This is a genomic window from Paraburkholderia sp. GAS206C (genome assembly GCF_050435645.1).
GTDB classification, from domain to species: Bacteria; Pseudomonadota; Gammaproteobacteria; order Burkholderiales; family Burkholderiaceae; genus Paraburkholderia; species Paraburkholderia phenazinium_B.
Map to the genome: position 1 here is coordinate 311,266 of NZ_JBNDKR010000008.1, position 14,354 is coordinate 325,619.

Annotated in this window: 13 protein-coding genes and 1 pseudogene; 9 read left to right on the forward strand and 5 right to left on the reverse strand. The window is 62.5% G+C overall.

The genetic code is table 11. The annotated features are described in order from the left end of the window. Positions 1–350: 350 nt before the first annotated feature. Positions 351–803 (reverse strand): HU family DNA-binding protein, encoded by a 453-nt coding sequence (locus P3T20_RS23555; RefSeq protein WP_074267738.1) that lies wholly within the window; start codon positions 801–803, stop codon positions 351–353. A 213-nt stretch (positions 804–1,016) separates the two neighbouring features. Further along, positions 1,017–2,489, reverse strand: a complete 1,473-nt coding sequence (locus P3T20_RS23560) for a PLP-dependent aminotransferase family protein (protein WP_429288024.1) — start codon at positions 2,487–2,489, stop codon at positions 1,017–1,019. A 111-nt stretch (positions 2,490–2,600) separates the two neighbouring features. Here P3T20_RS23560 and P3T20_RS23565 point away from each other — a divergent pair, with 111 nt between their 5' ends. Then, positions 2,601–3,038, forward strand: coding sequence for a carboxymuconolactone decarboxylase family protein (locus P3T20_RS23565; protein WP_429288025.1), 438 nt, complete (start codon positions 2,601–2,603; stop codon positions 3,036–3,038). Between the two features lie 128 nt (positions 3,039–3,166). On the opposite strand, the gene P3T20_RS23570 is transcribed toward P3T20_RS23565, so the two are convergent. After that, positions 3,167–4,690 (reverse strand): peptide MFS transporter, encoded by a 1,524-nt coding sequence (locus P3T20_RS23570; RefSeq protein ID WP_429288026.1) that lies wholly within the window; start codon positions 4,688–4,690, stop codon positions 3,167–3,169. 503 nt (positions 4,691–5,193) lie between these two features. Between P3T20_RS23570 and P3T20_RS23575 the strand changes: the two genes are divergently transcribed. After that, positions 5,194–5,766 carry a helix-turn-helix domain-containing protein gene (locus P3T20_RS23575; protein WP_074267734.1) on the forward strand — a complete coding sequence of 191 codons (573 nt, stop codon included), beginning with the start codon at positions 5,194–5,196 and terminating at the stop codon, positions 5,764–5,766. A gap of 23 nt (positions 5,767–5,789) precedes the next feature. On the opposite strand, the gene P3T20_RS23580 is transcribed toward P3T20_RS23575, so the two are convergent. Continuing rightward, the gene (locus P3T20_RS23580) at positions 5,790–6,668 is read right to left on the reverse strand and encodes an IclR family transcriptional regulator (protein ID WP_429288027.1); all 879 of its coding nucleotides are present in this window, start codon (positions 6,666–6,668) and stop codon (positions 5,790–5,792) included. Positions 6,669–6,970: 302 nt separating this feature from the next. Here P3T20_RS23580 and P3T20_RS23585 point away from each other — a divergent pair, with 302 nt between their 5' ends. From P3T20_RS23585 to P3T20_RS23615, 7 genes and pseudogenes are all read left to right on the forward strand, one after another. Further along, the gene (locus tag P3T20_RS23585; RefSeq protein ID WP_429288028.1) at positions 6,971–8,062 is read left to right on the forward strand and encodes an ABC transporter ATP-binding protein; all 1,092 of its coding nucleotides are present in this window, start codon (positions 6,971–6,973) and stop codon (positions 8,060–8,062) included. Then, positions 8,055–9,032 (forward strand): ABC transporter permease, encoded by a 978-nt coding sequence (locus tag P3T20_RS23590; protein ID WP_429288029.1) that lies wholly within the window; start codon positions 8,055–8,057, stop codon positions 9,030–9,032. Before P3T20_RS23585 ends, P3T20_RS23590 begins: the two co-directional genes overlap by 8 nt. 22 nt (positions 9,033–9,054) lie before the next feature. Next, a complete protein-coding gene (locus P3T20_RS23595; protein WP_429288030.1) occupies positions 9,055–9,849 on the forward strand; it encodes an ABC transporter permease in 795 nt (264 codons plus the stop codon). 23 nt (positions 9,850–9,872) lie between these two features. Beyond that, positions 9,873–10,250: pseudogene (locus P3T20_RS23600) on the forward strand ((2Fe-2S)-binding protein); the annotation flags it as partial. Between the two features lie 92 nt (positions 10,251–10,342). Then, entirely contained in the window at positions 10,343–11,776 is a 1,434-nt protein-coding gene (locus P3T20_RS23605) for an FAD-dependent oxidoreductase (protein WP_429288031.1), read from the forward strand. Further along, the gene (locus tag P3T20_RS23610; RefSeq protein WP_429288032.1) at positions 11,769–12,896 is read left to right on the forward strand and encodes an NAD(P)/FAD-dependent oxidoreductase; all 1,128 of its coding nucleotides are present in this window, start codon (positions 11,769–11,771) and stop codon (positions 12,894–12,896) included. The genes P3T20_RS23605 and P3T20_RS23610 overlap by 8 nt, the downstream gene beginning before the upstream one ends. A 20-nt stretch (positions 12,897–12,916) precedes the next feature. Continuing rightward, positions 12,917–13,963, forward strand: coding sequence for an ABC transporter substrate-binding protein (locus P3T20_RS23615; protein ID WP_429288033.1), 1,047 nt, complete (start codon positions 12,917–12,919; stop codon positions 13,961–13,963). 55 nt (positions 13,964–14,018) lie between these two features. On the opposite strand, the gene P3T20_RS23620 is transcribed toward P3T20_RS23615, so the two are convergent. Beyond that, positions 14,019–14,324, reverse strand: a complete 306-nt coding sequence (locus P3T20_RS23620) for a hypothetical protein (RefSeq protein ID WP_074267726.1) — start codon at positions 14,322–14,324, stop codon at positions 14,019–14,021. Between the last annotated feature and the right edge of the window lie 30 nt (positions 14,325–14,354).

Here is a 14,354-nt window from a genome sequence, read left to right on the forward strand (position 1 = left end):
TTCGGGTGTTCGACAAGCATCAAAGCAAACGCTATGCCATTGGCTTTCCGCACACAAACCGGAGAAGGATGCACACGAACAGCGCATACGGCCCGCACAGCTTCGGCATCATCGTACTGCGGCGCCCCGCAATGCGCTACTCCGGTGCATCGGGCGCATCTCCATGGCGTATTGGCGGCCTCATACGCCCAGCCCGTGCGCGTTGTGCAACAAACCGCAGCGCCAATAAAAATCCCCGCGGATTCGCACCCGCGGGGATTTTGCACTGCCTTAACATTCAGCACATCAGCTCGGCGTGACGCCAACCGCTGTTATCGAACCGGCCATAACCAGCGGGACGTCCTGCACGATTACGCTGCTGCTGCGTCCTTCAGCTTCTTCAGCGGACGTGCCTTGATGCGCACGCTAGCCGGCTTGGCCGGGAACCAACGCTCTTCGCCCGTGAACGGGTCTTTGCCGAAGCGCTTCTTCTTCGCCGGCACAGCTTGCACGACGATCTTCAGAAGACCCGACAGCGTGAATTCGCCAGCACCCTTCTTGTGGACTGCGCCGAGGATCGTGTCTTCGAGCGCGGCCAGCACAGCCTTGGCAGCCTTCGGCTCAACAGCAGCCAGTTCTGCGACGTGTGCAGCCAGCGAGGCCTTCGTGAAGGTGTCCTTGATCGGCGACGGGGCGCCGCCAGACGCCTTCACGGCGACCTTCTTAGCTGCGACGACTTTCTTCGCAGGAACTTTCTTCGCAGCAACCTTTTTGGTCGGTACCGTAGCAGCCTTCTTGGCCACCTTTTTTGCGGAAGTCGGCATGTTTCTCCTACCTGTTGTTGGTCAGTGAATGCAAGAAGCGCCCGCGGTATGCGCACGCTTCAAGGCCGGATTCTACAAGCGCTATGGCGTTTTGCGCGACTCTTTTGTGTATTAGCGTTACGGTTTGTTGCGTCGCGCCGACTCCGCAACACTTTTTAACCCGTATTTCAGGGGGTAAACGTGAAACGGCGCATGAAAAATGAACCTTGGCGCTCAGCGTGCGAGACGGGGCATCAGCTTCGCAAGCGCCGTTAACGCAGCATCAATCTGTTCAACCGCGATGCCGCCGTAGCCGAACATCAGACCAGGCTGCGGCCTCGCGCGACGATGAAATCGAGCGATTCCGTAGAGCCCGATCGACGCCGCGCGCGCCGCTGCGATCACCTTTTCCTCGGTAATCGTCCCTTTGAGGCGCGCGGCCAGATGGATGCCGGCGGTCGGCACCACGGCGTCAAACCATGGTTCGAGGCCGCCTTGCAGATGCTCGAGCAGACACACGCGACGCGCCGCATAAACCTTGTGCATGCGCCGCAAATGCTTGGCGAACTCGCCATCCAGCATGAAAGCCGCAAGCGCGGTCTGGGTCAGCGTGCAGCCGTGCAGGTCGGCAACCTGCCGCGCCGTGCAAAGCGGCCTGAGCAATGGAGCGGGCGGCACCACGTAGCCGACTCGCAGCTCCGGGAAGATCGTTTTCGAAAACGTGCCGATATAAGCGACCAGTCCGGCGCGATCGAGACTTTTCAACGGCTCCATAGGCCGGCCTTCGAAGCGATATTCGCTGTCGTAGTCGTCCTCGATGATCACTGCGCCGCGCTTTTGCGCCCATTCCAGCAACGCAACGCGACGCTCGAGACTCATCGGCATGCCGAGCGGAAACTGGTGCGAAGGCGTGACATAAACGAGCCGCGCATTGTCCGGAAGCTTGTGAACCATCAGGCCGTCCGCATCCACCGGCACGGCAACGACCTTCGCCCCGGCCGCCGCGAAGCAGGCACGCGCGGGCGGATAGCCGGGATCTTCGAGCGCCGCCACGTCACCCGGACGCAGCATGACACGCGCCATCAGGTCGAGCGCGTGCTGCGCGCCTTGCGTGACGAGTACCTCATCCGCGTTGCACACGACCGCGCGGTTAAACCCGAGATAGCGCGAAATCGCGAGACGCAACTCCGGCTCCCCGGCGGCGTCGCGATAAATACCTGGACTGCGCGACTGCGCTTGCACAGCCTGATTGATGCAGCGGCGCCAGACGTCGAACGGGAACAGCGATTTGTCCGTCATGCCGCCGATGAATTCGTGCTCCAACACGAGCTTCGATGCCGGCAACGACAAGCCGGCAGGCATGTGTTCCCAAAGCGGCTGTGCGCGCGCTTTCGAACGGGCTTTCGTCTGTGCACGCGCCGGTTCAACTGTCCGGACGTAGCCCGCATGTTGCACGGGTAGCCGCTGCAGACCTTCGGCAACGAACGTCCCTGCCCCTGTGCGCGCGCTCAGATAGCCCTCGGCAAGCAGCCGCTCGAACACATCAAGAGTCGTCTTGCGCGACACGCCGAGTTGCACCGCGAGATCGCGCGTGGAAGGCAAACGCGTGCCGCCCGCCAAACGTCCTTCGACGATGCCCGCGCGCAATTGCCGGTAGATCTGGCCCGCCAGGTCGCGGCGTCCAACGACTACGATGTGGATGTCCATCGAAGTGGCTACCTGAAATAGTCGATAAATGGCTATTTTATACGACCACTTTAAGGCCTAAGCTGACGTTCGTGGTCCCGTCTTGCGGACATTTTCAATCAGGAGCAAATCATGCAATCCCGTCTCGACTTCTACAAAGCGAGCCCCACCGGCACCCGCGCCATGATGGCGCTGGAAAAGGCCGTCAGCGAATGCGGTCTCGAGAAGCCGCTGATGGAACTGGTGCGACTTCGTGCCTCGCAGATCAACGGCTGCGCGTTCTGCGTCGACATGCATACTACCGATGCGCGCAAAGGCGGCGAAACGGAGCGGCGTCTCGCGTCTGTCGTTGTCTGGCGCGAAGCGCCATTCTTCAGCGAACGCGAACGCGCGGCGCTCGAATGGACGGAAGCGCTCACGCTGGTTGCCCAGACTCATGTGCCGGATGCAGTGTGGAACGCGGTAAGACCGCATTTCACTGATCAGGAACTGGCCGACCTGACGATGCTGGTAGTCGCGATCAACGGTTGGAACCGGATCTCGGTCGGCTTTCGCAAGATTCCGGAATGAATGAAGCCGCACAGCGCAGTGACAGGAAGCGGCCATAAAACAAGGCCGTAAACGGAACAGGGCGCGCCGCAAAGGCGCGCCCTGTTCCGTTTATCGAGCGGGAAGCGGCATCCGTTCCCGTCTGATGCTTACTTCGCTACGGCAGACAGTTGCCCTTCAGCCTGCGCGTTCTCGCGCGCTTCGTTCGAACTGCGATGATGCTCGCGCGACAGGCGGTTCATCAGCGGCAACAGCAGAACGGCCACCAGCGCACCGAGCGCTGCGAGCCAGCCGAGGCCCATGAAAAGTTTCGTATAGAGCGGCAGCGACTGCAGCGGATCGAGATCGCCGGAAGGCATCTGCGCGAAGTTCGCCACCACGCTGCCAAGGTATTGCGACACACCGCTCGCCACGAAGTACGCGCCCATCAGAAAGCCGCTCATACGCGCCGGCACGTAGCGCGCGATCATCGCGAGACCCAGGCCGCTCACCAGCAGTTCGCCGAGCGAATACAGGCCGTAGCCACCCACCATGAACCACGACGACACCCGGCCGTCCACTGCATAACGACCGCTCACTGCGTAGACGAAGAAGCCCGCTGCAACGACCGCGAAGCCAATCGCGTACTTCACTGCCACCGACACATCGTTGCCGCTCTTCGCCGCCCGCGTGTACATCACCGCGAGAATCGGGCTCAGCAGCATGATCCAGATCGGATTGAGCGCCTGGAACTGCGCCGCGCTCCAGGTGAAGAGCGAAGTGCCGAGCACGTAGAAATGCGGATCGACATTGCGAACTGCAAACAGCGTAAGCGACGTGGACATCTGCTGATAGAACACGAAAAACAGGATCGCCTGCAGTGTGAGCACCAGCGCAGCAATCAGACCGGCGCGTTCCGACTGTTCGCATTTCGCGAGCATGTAGCCAAAGATCGCCAGAATCGCGACACCTGCCGTGTAAACGCAGGCCACGGCAATCGCCTTATGCTGCAGTACGAACATGGTTGCGAGGCCGAGCGCGGCGCCACCGATTACCACCATGCCCACGCGATCCCAGCGGATCGGTTCGGAGTCCGGTGCAGAACCCACATGCGCCAGCGTGCGGAACATGATGAAGTAATTCACCACGGCGAGCAGCATGCCGCCGCAGCACACGGCGAAGGCCGCATGCCAGCCCCAATGGTCCTTGATCCACGGCGTGGCGAGCATCGACACCGTCGAGCCGATGTTGACGGCCATGTAGTAGATCGTGAACGCGCTGTCGATACGCGCGTCGTCGCCTTCATAGATGCGGCGCACCAGATTCGCCGCATTGGCCTTGAAGAGGCCATTGCCCACGACGATCACGCCAAGCGAGCCATACATGTAGCCGAGCTGATCGTTCGGCATCGCCAGCATCAGATACCCGCAGCACAGCACCAGTGCGCCGAACACCATGGTGCGGCGGGCGCCGAGGATCTTGTCGCCGATCCAGCCGCCTACCGACGGCGCGGCATACACGAGCGCCGTAAACGCGCCCCAGGTGAGCGTGGCATGACTGTCGGTGAAGCCGAGCTTGTCGATCATGAACAGGACCAACAGCGCGGCCATTCCGTAGTAGCCGAAACGCTCCCACAGCTCGATCAGGAAGACGGTCGAAAACGATCGAGTCTGGGATACGGTTGAATTCATCATTAATCTCGTGTTCTTGGCAACGGCGCGCTTCGGTGAGCGCGCCGCCCGTATGTCCGCGCCCAGGATCGCCGTGCGCGGGATTTCAAGGAGCAAGCGAACCGAAAGCTTATGCCGCTTCGCGAGCGCTCGCGATTCTCCTGAGTGCCAACCTTCGCGTCACTCAGGGAATTCACTGATGCAGGTAACACCACGTAAGGGCAATCGCACATTTTTCCCGCGCCTGCCGCGCGATATCATCCATTACTCCAAACGCATCGCGTAATTTAAGCGCCAGATGCATGAATGGTGCGAATTCCAAATAGACGCTGTTATCCTCTGCTGCGCCTCCGGACGGCACCTGTCACTGAGCAAACTGCCGACCAGAATGGGCTTCTGGCACTATAGAGAGTTTATTTCGAAAAAAAACGCCCCCGGGCATACTCGCGCTAGTGCGATGGCCTACAAGGCTATCAAATTTTGTTTACTTAAATCAAACATATTTTGACGGGCTGATTCATCTCGCTATGGTCACGAAAACTGAAAACAAAAATCCGGCCCTCGAGCTGGGTAGCAAGATACGCGCGCTGCGCCAGCGGCTGAAGCGCACACTCGATGACACAGCCACAGCAGCACGCATTTCAAAACCCTTCCTCTCGCAGGTGGAACGCGGCCTCGCCACGCCTTCGCTGACGTCGCTAGCGGGGATCGCGAGCGCGCTCGGCGTCACCGTGCAGTATTTCGTCGACACGCCCAGCGAAGAACGCTCGGTCAGCCGCGGCAACCAGCTGAAGTTTTTCGGTTTCGCCGATTCTGCGAACCTGTTCGCGCGCCTGACCAACCTGACAGGCGGCCGTCAGCTCGAAGCGATTCTGGTGAAGATGCCCCCAGGACAGAAACGCTCCGAGGTGAATACCCATGCAGGCGAAGAATTTCTGTATGTGATCAGCGGCAAGGTCTCGTTGACGCTGGAAGGCAAGACGTTTGCGCTGCAGGCAGGCGATAGCGCGCACTACGAGTCGACCGTGCCGCATAGCTGGGCCAATACGGCGCGCGGCGAATCGCTGGTGGTTTGGGTCGGAACACCGAGATTGTTCTGATAAGGGCGCCCCGCCACCTTCGGTCAGGCCACCCGCTCGTTCGTCATGACACGTGAGAGGCCATGCATTGGCCGGCGCAATGCCACATCGAACGGGTTGGTCTGCGGTCCGAGTGCCTGAGCCTGGCGCCGCAATAATTCGACCACCATCGGCAGACGGTCGTCGCCGAGACGCGCGGCTAGCGTGCCGACGCTGAGCGCCGCCACCGCCACGCCGGTGCGGTCGAGAATCGGCACCGCCACGCCGGCCATGCCGTCCAGCACGCCGCTATTGCGGCCTGCGTACCCGAGTTGCCGTACCCGTTCGATTTCGGTACGCAAATAGACTTCGTCGAGCACGCCGTAGCCACGAATGCGCGGCACATTGAAGCGAATGATTTCCTCTCGCTCGGCTTCCGGAAGAAACGCCAGAATCGCGAGACTCCCCTGCCCAACGCCAAGTGCCACGCGCCCGCCAATATCACCGGTGAACGAGCGAATCGGGAACGGCCCTTCGCAGATGTCCAGACACACCGCGTCGAAACTGCTTTTGACCAGCAGGAAAATCGTGTCGCCAAGGCTCGCGCACAATCGCAACAACGCCGGCCGGCACAGCGTGCGCATGCCGCTCGGATTGCCCGCCTGAGCCGCGAGCGCAAAGAACTCGACGCTCAGGCGATACAGCTTCGAATTCTCGTCCTGCTCGACCATTCCCTCCGCGATCAGCGCGTGCAGGATGCGGTGTACCGTGCCCTGGGTCAGCCCCACCGCTTTCGCTAGCCGGGTGACGCGCCCGCCATCGGGTTGCGCATCGGCCAAGGCGCGGATGACGGCAAACGAGCGCTGCAGCATGCCCGTGCCGGGTGCGTCGGGGGCATCGGGCGTGTCGGCATGAGCAACCCCTCGCTTTGCGGCAGCATTCATAGTTTTTCCTCAAACTTATTCCACTGTACGGAACACTATAAAGATTTTTATTCGTCAATGGAATAGCCGACCGCTACCCTCTGGCACGCACTTCCTCCTGCATATTAGGGATTTCTCGCGCATCACAGAGCGGAATGATGCACCGCCCTTTAGAACAATTCATTCCTATCAATGGAATTTTTTCCATTCTTATACCGCCAAACGGAATTTGCATTTGACGACGCATAATTTGGCTAGCTAGAGTCGGCTCCATCAGAAGCGTTGTCGATTCAGCCGGTGCCGAGCCACCGAAAGGCCAGATCATGTCGTTCCTCACACTCACGGACGTGACGAAAACGTTCGGCGACCTGCATGCCGTCGCCGACGTCAATTTGTCGGTGGAAAAGGGCGAATTCGTTTCGCTTCTCGGTCCTTCCGGTTGCGGCAAGACCACCACGCTGCAGATGATCGCGGGCTTCGTCGAGACCACACGCGGGCGCATCGTGCTCGATGGCCGCGACATCACACATACCAGGCCTAACCAGCGTGGACTCGGCATCGTGTTCCAGAGCTACGCGCTGTTTCCGCACATGAGCGTCGCGCAGAACGTCGCTTTCGGTCTGGAAATGCGCGGCATCGGCAAAACCGAATGCGCCGAACGAGTGCGTGAAGCGCTGGCACTGGTGCGGCTCGACACGCTCGCACACCGCTTTCCACGCGAACTCTCCGGCGGCCAACGGCAACGTGTGGCGCTGGCGCGCGCCATCGTCATCGCGCCGCCCGTGCTGCTGCTCGACGAACCGATGTCGAATCTCGACGCCAAGTTGCGCGAGGACATGCAGTTCGAACTGCGCACGATCCAGCGCAAGATCGGCACGACCACTATCATGGTCACGCACGACCAGTCGGAAGCGCTGTCGATCAGCGACCGCGTCGTCGTGATGGAAGCGGGTCGCATCACGCAGGTCGATACGCCGTATCGCGCGTATGAGCGCCCCGAAAACCACTTCGTTTCGCAGTTCATCGGCAAGGCCAACATGCTGCCGGGCAAGATCGTCGCGCGCGATGGCAACGACATCCGCATCGACCTCGGCCACGATCTCGCTGAGACCGGCAATACCGCACAACTGCCGATGCGCGAGCGCGTCGTCAACATCGGCGATGCCGTCACGTTATGCATTCGCCCCGAAAAACTTCGGCTCTGCGCAGCGGGTGCGGGACGTCTGCCCGCCACCGTCACCAGCCGCTTTTTCCTGGGCAGCCAATGGCTGTACCGGGTGGATTCGAAGCTCGGCGAAGTGCTGGTGTGTTGCCAGAACGAAGGTACGGAACCTTTAGCGGAAGGCGCCACGGTCGGCGTGGACTGGAATAGCGACGCGATCCGCTTCGTGCAGCGGGAGGCACGCCATGGCTAGCGCGCCGCCTCTTTCCTCTGATAACGCGGACAACGCCGATAGCACAGGCAAAGCCAACGAGAGCGGCAACGGCAGCAACGGCGATAGTGGTCACCGCGCCGGAAGCACACGCCGCGCGCCATGGCATGCCTTTGTCCCGCTATGGCTGATGTGCGCACCCGCCTTCCTGCTCTTCGCAGCGCTGGTGCTGATTCCGCTCGCGATGACGCTCGTGCTGACGTTCTACCGCTTCGATCCTGCGAGTGGTCCGATTGCTGCATTCCAGTTCGGCAACTACGCGGAAGTGTTGACGTCGAGCTACTTCCACACGATCTTCCTGCGCACTTTCGGCATTGCGTTCGTGACGACCTTGTTGTGCGTGGTGATCGGCACACCCGAAGCGTATGTCCTGTCGCGCATGCGCGATCCGTGGCGCTCGCTGTTCCTGCTGGTGATCCTGGCGCCGTTGCTGGTGTCGGTGGTGGTGCGGGCATTTGGCTGGAGCATGCTGCTCAATCCGGGCGGCCTGGTGAATCAGGCATTCGCCCTGGTGGGTCTCGGACCATACAAGCTCGAATACACGACCTTCGCGATCGTCATCGCTCTCGTGCACGTGATGCTGCCGTTCATGGTGATCCCCGTGTGGACAGCCCTGCAGAAGCTCGACCCGCAAACCGAAAACGCCGCACTGTCGCTGATGGCCTCGCCTGCCACGACGCTGCGGCGCATCGTGTTGCCGCAACTGACGCCGGGCATCCTGTCCGGCAGCCTGATGGTGTTCGGCCTGTCCGCGAGCGCCTTTGCGATTCCGGGCCTGCTCGGTGGACGACGCCTGAAGGTGGCCGCCACGGCCGTCTACGACGAATTCCTCAGCTCGCTGAACTGGCCGCTCGGCGCCACCATCGCCGTGCTGCTGCTGATTGCGAACCTGATCGTGATGTTGACCTACTACCGGCTGCTGGAGCGCAGGTACGCCCGGAGCATGGGCTAATCCACCAGACGACGAGACTACGATGAGAAAAAACGGCCCTCTCGCGCTACTCTTTCATGCGCTCGTGATCCTGTTCGTGCTGGCTCCCCTTGCGATCGTGGTACTGGTCGCCTTCACGCCCGACGAGACGCTGACGTTGCCCATGCACGGTTTCTCGCTGCGCTGGTTCCGCGCGATCCTCGACTATCCCGACTTCATCTCGGCGTTCTTCAACAGCCTCAAGCTTGCCTTCGCGTCGGCCACGCTGTCGCTGATCGTCGCGCTGCCGGCTGCACTTGCCATCGGCCGGGCGCGCTTTCCTGGGCGCGGCTTTCTGAACGGTTTGCTGCTGTCGCCGCTGGTGATTCCCGGTCTCGTGCTGGGCATTGCGTTGCTGCGCTTTTTCGCGCTGATCGGTGCAACCGGCTCGTTCGCATGGCTCGTGCTGGCCCATATGATCATCATCACGCCGTTTGTGATGCGGCTCGTGCTCGCCTCGGTCAGTGGCCTCGATCGCAGCGTCGAGCATGCGGCCGCGTCGCTCGGTGCGGATGCGTGGACCACGTTTCGCCGCATCACTTTTCCGATGATCCTGCCCGGCATCACAGGTGGATGGCTGCTCGCTTTCATCAACAGCTTCGATGAACTGACGATGTCGATCTTCGTCACTTCGCCGCAAACCGTCACGCTGCCGGTGCGCATGTACATGTATGCGACCGAATCGATCGATCCGATGATGGCCTCCGTCTCTGCGCTGGTGATCTTTATCACGGCCGGCGCGATGCTGCTGCTCGACCGCGTGTATGGGCTCAATCGCATTTTGATCGGGCAGCACTGATGACTTCTTCTGCTTCGCCTACCATGTCCGGCACGCTGCACGTACCTGAATCCTCCGCTGAACACCGCCCGCAATTCGTACGCGTCGCGGAGCTGCGGCGCGCGCCGCTCGCTTTCGTGCTTGATGGCAAGCCGGTTAGTGCCTTGAACGGCGACACTGTGCTGACTGCGATTCTGACGCAGCAGCGCGAGGTCCGTCGCAGCGAATTCAGTGGCGAACCACGTGCCGGCTTTTGCCTGATCGGCGCGTGCCAGGATTGCTGGGTGCGCAGCGAAGATGGTGTTCGTCTGCGGGCATGTTCCACTTTGCTCACGGAAGGCATGCGCATTGTTACGCACAGCGCTGCGCCGGTTGGCTGCGCGGTGAATGCCGCGAGTAGCGTTGGTGCTGCTGGGGACGCTGATGCTGCTCGTACTGCCGGTACTGCTGCGGTCGCCGGTAACGCCGGTAACGCGCGAGATGCTGGCAACCCAGCCGCCGACGGAGCCACGCCATGACGCACGAACAACGCGTGGTGATCGTAGGCGCGGGACCAGCCGGCGTACGCGCCGCTGAAACGCTCGTTGCAGCGGGCGTGCGCCCCGTGGTGCTCGATGAAAATGCGCGCTGGGGCGGACAGATCTATCGCCAACCGCCCGCCAATGCCGCATTCGAACGCACGAAGCAAACCCTCTACGGTTTCGAAGCCCGCAAGGCCGACGCCCTGCATACAGCAATGGCGGCGCTGCTGCCGCATCTGGACTACCGGCCCGACACGCTGGCGTGGTCCTGCGGGCAAGGGCGCCTCGACACATTGCACGCAGGACGCGAAACCGGCGTGCCGTTCACGCGTCTGATCATCGCCAGCGGCGCCACCGACCGCGTGCTACCCATACCCGGCTGGACCCTGCCGGGCGTCTATACGCTCGGCGGCGCGCAGGTCGCGCTGAAGTCACAGGGCTGCGCGATCGGCCAGCGCGTCGTGCTCGCGGGCACCGGTCCCTTGCTGTACCTCGTCGCGTATCAGTACGTGAAAGCCGGTGCGCGGGTCGTGGCCGTGCTCGACACCAGCGCGTTCTCGCAGCAGATCGCCGCTGCGCCGAAACTTGCACGCCAGCCCGTCACATTGGCGAAGGGGCTGTACTACGTGGGCTGGTTGCAAGCGCATGGCGTGCGGATCGAGCGCAATGTGACGCTCGTCGGCATCGGCGGCGAGCACCACGTCAAATCCATCGCCTGGCACGGTGCGGGCAACGGCGCAACTGAAGAGACCCTCGTCTGCGACGCGGTGGGCCTCGGCTTCGGCCTGCGTCCGGAGACCCAGCTCGCCGATCTGGCCGGCTGCCGTTTCCGCTTCAATGCGCAGAATCGTTGCTGGCTGCCCGAACTCGACGCCGCTGGACGCAGCTCGGTGCCAGGCACTTACCTGGCCGGCGACGGCGCGGGAATCGCTGGCGCCGATGCCGCGGAACTCGCAGGACGCCGCACCGCCCTCGCCGTCCTCGACGATCTCGGTATTGCCCATCCCCGTGGCCCCAATATGCCCGGCGCAGCATCACTCGAGCGCCGCCTGCAGCGCATCACCGTGTTCCGCCAGGGCCTCGAAGCTGCCTTCGCGCTGCCCGCCGGCATTGCATCCCAATGGCCTGACGAGATGACCGTGTGCCGTTGCGAAGAAGTGAACGCGGGCGCGCTGCGCGGCTGCATCCGCAGCGGTGGAGCAACCGAGATCAACCGCCTGAAAGCGCTGACACGCGTCGGCATGGGCCGCTGCCAGGGACGCATGTGTGGCGAAGCCGCGCTCGCCCTGCTGAGCGCAGAAACCGGCAAGCCGCTGGAAGCGGTCGGCCGGCTGCGCAGCCAGCCGCCTGTCAAGCCGATTCCGCTCTCTCCCGCGCTGTATGCCGACGACGTCGCCGAGATACCCGAAGAGGCCCGCGATGAATAGGCCTCTGCACTACGACGTCGCGATTGCCGGCGGCGGCCTGGTCGGCGCCTCGGCTGCGCTTGCGCTCGCCAAAAGCGGCCTGCGCGTGGGCCTGTTCGAACGGCGCTTCTGTGGCGCCCAGGCGAGTGGCGTCAATTACGGGGGCGTACGTTGCCAGGGACGGCCGGCCGAACAGATGCCGCTTGCCATGCGGGCACGGCGCGTCTGGGACCGCTTGCCTGAACTGATCGGCATCGATGGCGAGTTTGTAGTCTCTGGCCATTTGCGGCTCGCACGCAGCGAGTCCGATCTCGCCGCGCTCGAAACGTGGGCCCGGATGGCGCGCACGCACGGTCTCGATCCGCAAGTGATCGGCGGCAACGAATTCCGGCGCCGTTACCCGTGGCTGGGCGCTGCGGCCATCGGCGGCTCGCTGTGTGCCAGCGATGGCCACGCGAACCCGCGCCTCGTCTCGCCGGCCTTCGCTCGCGCTGCGCGTGCCGCAGGTGCGGATATCCGTGAGCAGACCGAACTGACCGAAGTTAGCCACGACGGCACGCACTTCCAGTTACGCGCGGGCGATCAGCATTTCACTGCGGACTGGTTGATCAATTCTGCCGGCGCATGGGCCGACAAGATCGCCGCATCCTTTGGCGAAAGCGTGCCAATGAAGCCGATCTACCCGAACATGTGGGTCACCGAGCCGTTGCCGCTCTTCATCACGCACAACCTGGGCGTGTATGGCGGCGGCATCTACGCGCGGCAAGTTGCACGCGGCAACTGCGTGGTCGGCGGCGGCCGTGGACACGGCGACGGCGAATACGGCCAGCCCTCCACCGACACCACCCGCGCCGTCATGCGCGACGCCTGTGCGTTGTTGCCTGCGCTGCGCGACGCGCTATTGATCCGCACATGGAGCGGCGTGGAAGGCGAGACGCCGGACAGCAACCCGATAATCGGCGCGAGCCGCACCGTGCCGCGACTGCTGCACGCGTTCGGCTTCTCGGGCGGCGGCTTTCTGCTCGCGCCCGGAGTCGGCGAAGTGCTCGCCGATCTGATTACCCGCGGCGCGACCTCTACGCCGCTAGACGCATTTGCAATCGATCGTTTCACCTCCGTCCCTACCCTGCACGCTCTCTAGTCAAACCCAGGAGATCCATCATGAAACTATTCCGGACCATGGCGGCACTCGCCGCATTGTGTGCCTTCGGTGCTGCGACGCCGGCGTGGTCGCAGACCAAAACGATCTACATCGGCATGAACGGTGGCCCGATGGAGAAGGCCTATACGAGCCAGGTGTTCCCCGACTTCGAAAAAGCCAATGACGTGAAGGTGGTCGTGGTGCCGGGCACGTCGTCCGATATCCTCGCCAAGCTGCTCGCCAACAAGGCCAATCCGCAGATTCATGTGGTGTTTCTCGACGATGGCGTGATGGCGCGCGCGGTCAGCATGGGCGTCTGCAAAAAGCTCGACGACGCACCGGTGCTCAAGGAGTTGTACCCGTTCGCGCGCATGAAAGACGATATGGGCGCAGGCGTGCAACTCGGCATGACCGGCATTGCGTACAACAAGAAGCTGTTTGCCGAAAAGGGCTGGGCGCCGCCGACCTCATGGATGGATTTCGCCGATCCGAAGTACAAGGGCAAAGTGGTGTTCCAGTCGGAGTCGAGCAGCACGTTCGGCCTGCATGGCTTCCTCGCGATCAATCGTGTGATGGGCGGCAACGAGCAGAACGTCGAGCCCGCCTTTACGAAGTGGTCCACGACCGTCGGGCCGAACGTCGCGGAGTACATCCCCAACTCGGCCAAGATCTCGGAAATGGTGCAGACGGGCGAAGCCGCCCTGTTCCCGCTCACGCCGACCGGTGTCAGCGATCTGCAGGACAAGGGCATTCCGGTGGCTTACGCGAATCCGAAGGAAGGTGCGGTGCTACTGCTGGTCGACCTGTGCGTGGTGAACAACAACCCGGACCCGGCGCTCGCCCAGAAGCTCGCGCAATTCCTGCTGTCCGCTCCTGCGCAGACCAAGGCGGCCGACGCCGGCAAGCAGATTCCGACCAACCGCCTCGCGAAGATGCCGCCCGCGATGCAGCAAAGCCTCGGCAATGTCGAGGATCTGCTGCACAAGGTGACGGTGGTGGATTGGGATGCGATCAACGCGCACCGCGCGCAGTGGGATACGCGCTGGAACCGGCAGATCGAGCAGTAAGTACCCGCGGTGCGTGGTGCGTTGCAGCGTCGCTGCAGCGCGCCGCGCGCCGCGCTTAAGCGGACATCATGACGGAAAGCGACACCGAGAACCAGATCGCGCACACGCCAGCCAAAAACAGACGTCGGGCCACGCGAATCCCGGCGTCGTTACTCTCCGACTCGACCGGGCGGGTTGCCATCCACGGCACCAGACCGAGGCAGGCGAAACCGCCCAGCGCGCACAGGACCACCAGCGCATCGGTGAATCTCCACGGCGCGGGCTCGTGGATCCCCCAGTAGCCGAGATAGACGATACCGATCGAAAACGTCGTCGCCGACGCCGAACTCAGCGCCACCACGGATCCCGTTGGACTCGGCATCATGCCCTCCTGTTGAACGACCGCCGCTGC

Excerpts from the sequence above, each read along its gene's own strand:
- P3T20_RS23555 (WP_074267738.1), bottom strand. The coding sequence starts at position 803 with ATGCCGACTTCCGCAAAAAAGGTGGCCAAGAAGGCTGCTACGGTACCG.
- P3T20_RS23565 (WP_429288025.1), top strand. The coding sequence starts at position 2,601 with ATGCAATCCCGTCTCGACTTCTACAAAGCGAGCCCCACCGGCACCCGC.
- P3T20_RS23595 (WP_429288030.1), top strand. The coding sequence starts at position 9,055 with ATGAGAAAAAACGGCCCTCTCGCGCTACTCTTTCATGCGCTCGTGATC.
- P3T20_RS23560 (WP_429288024.1), bottom strand. The coding sequence starts at position 2,489 with ATGGACATCCACATCGTAGTCGTTGGACGCCGCGACCTGGCGGGCCAG.
- P3T20_RS23610 (WP_429288032.1), top strand. The coding sequence starts at position 11,769 with ATGAATAGGCCTCTGCACTACGACGTCGCGATTGCCGGCGGCGGCCTG.
- P3T20_RS23605 (WP_429288031.1), top strand. The coding sequence starts at position 10,343 with ATGACGCACGAACAACGCGTGGTGATCGTAGGCGCGGGACCAGCCGGC.
- P3T20_RS23570 (WP_429288026.1), bottom strand. The coding sequence starts at position 4,690 with ATGATGAATTCAACCGTATCCCAGACTCGATCGTTTTCGACCGTCTTC.
- P3T20_RS23615 (WP_429288033.1), top strand. The coding sequence starts at position 12,917 with ATGAAACTATTCCGGACCATGGCGGCACTCGCCGCATTGTGTGCCTTC.
- P3T20_RS23590 (WP_429288029.1), top strand. The coding sequence starts at position 8,055 with ATGGCTAGCGCGCCGCCTCTTTCCTCTGATAACGCGGACAACGCCGAT.
- P3T20_RS23575 (WP_074267734.1), top strand. The coding sequence starts at position 5,194 with ATGGTCACGAAAACTGAAAACAAAAATCCGGCCCTCGAGCTGGGTAGC.
- P3T20_RS23585 (WP_429288028.1), top strand. The coding sequence starts at position 6,971 with ATGTCGTTCCTCACACTCACGGACGTGACGAAAACGTTCGGCGACCTG.
- P3T20_RS23580 (WP_429288027.1), bottom strand. The coding sequence starts at position 6,668 with ATGAATGCTGCCGCAAAGCGAGGGGTTGCTCATGCCGACACGCCCGAT.
- P3T20_RS23620 (WP_074267726.1), bottom strand. The coding sequence starts at position 14,324 with ATGCCGAGTCCAACGGGATCCGTGGTGGCGCTGAGTTCGGCGTCGGCG.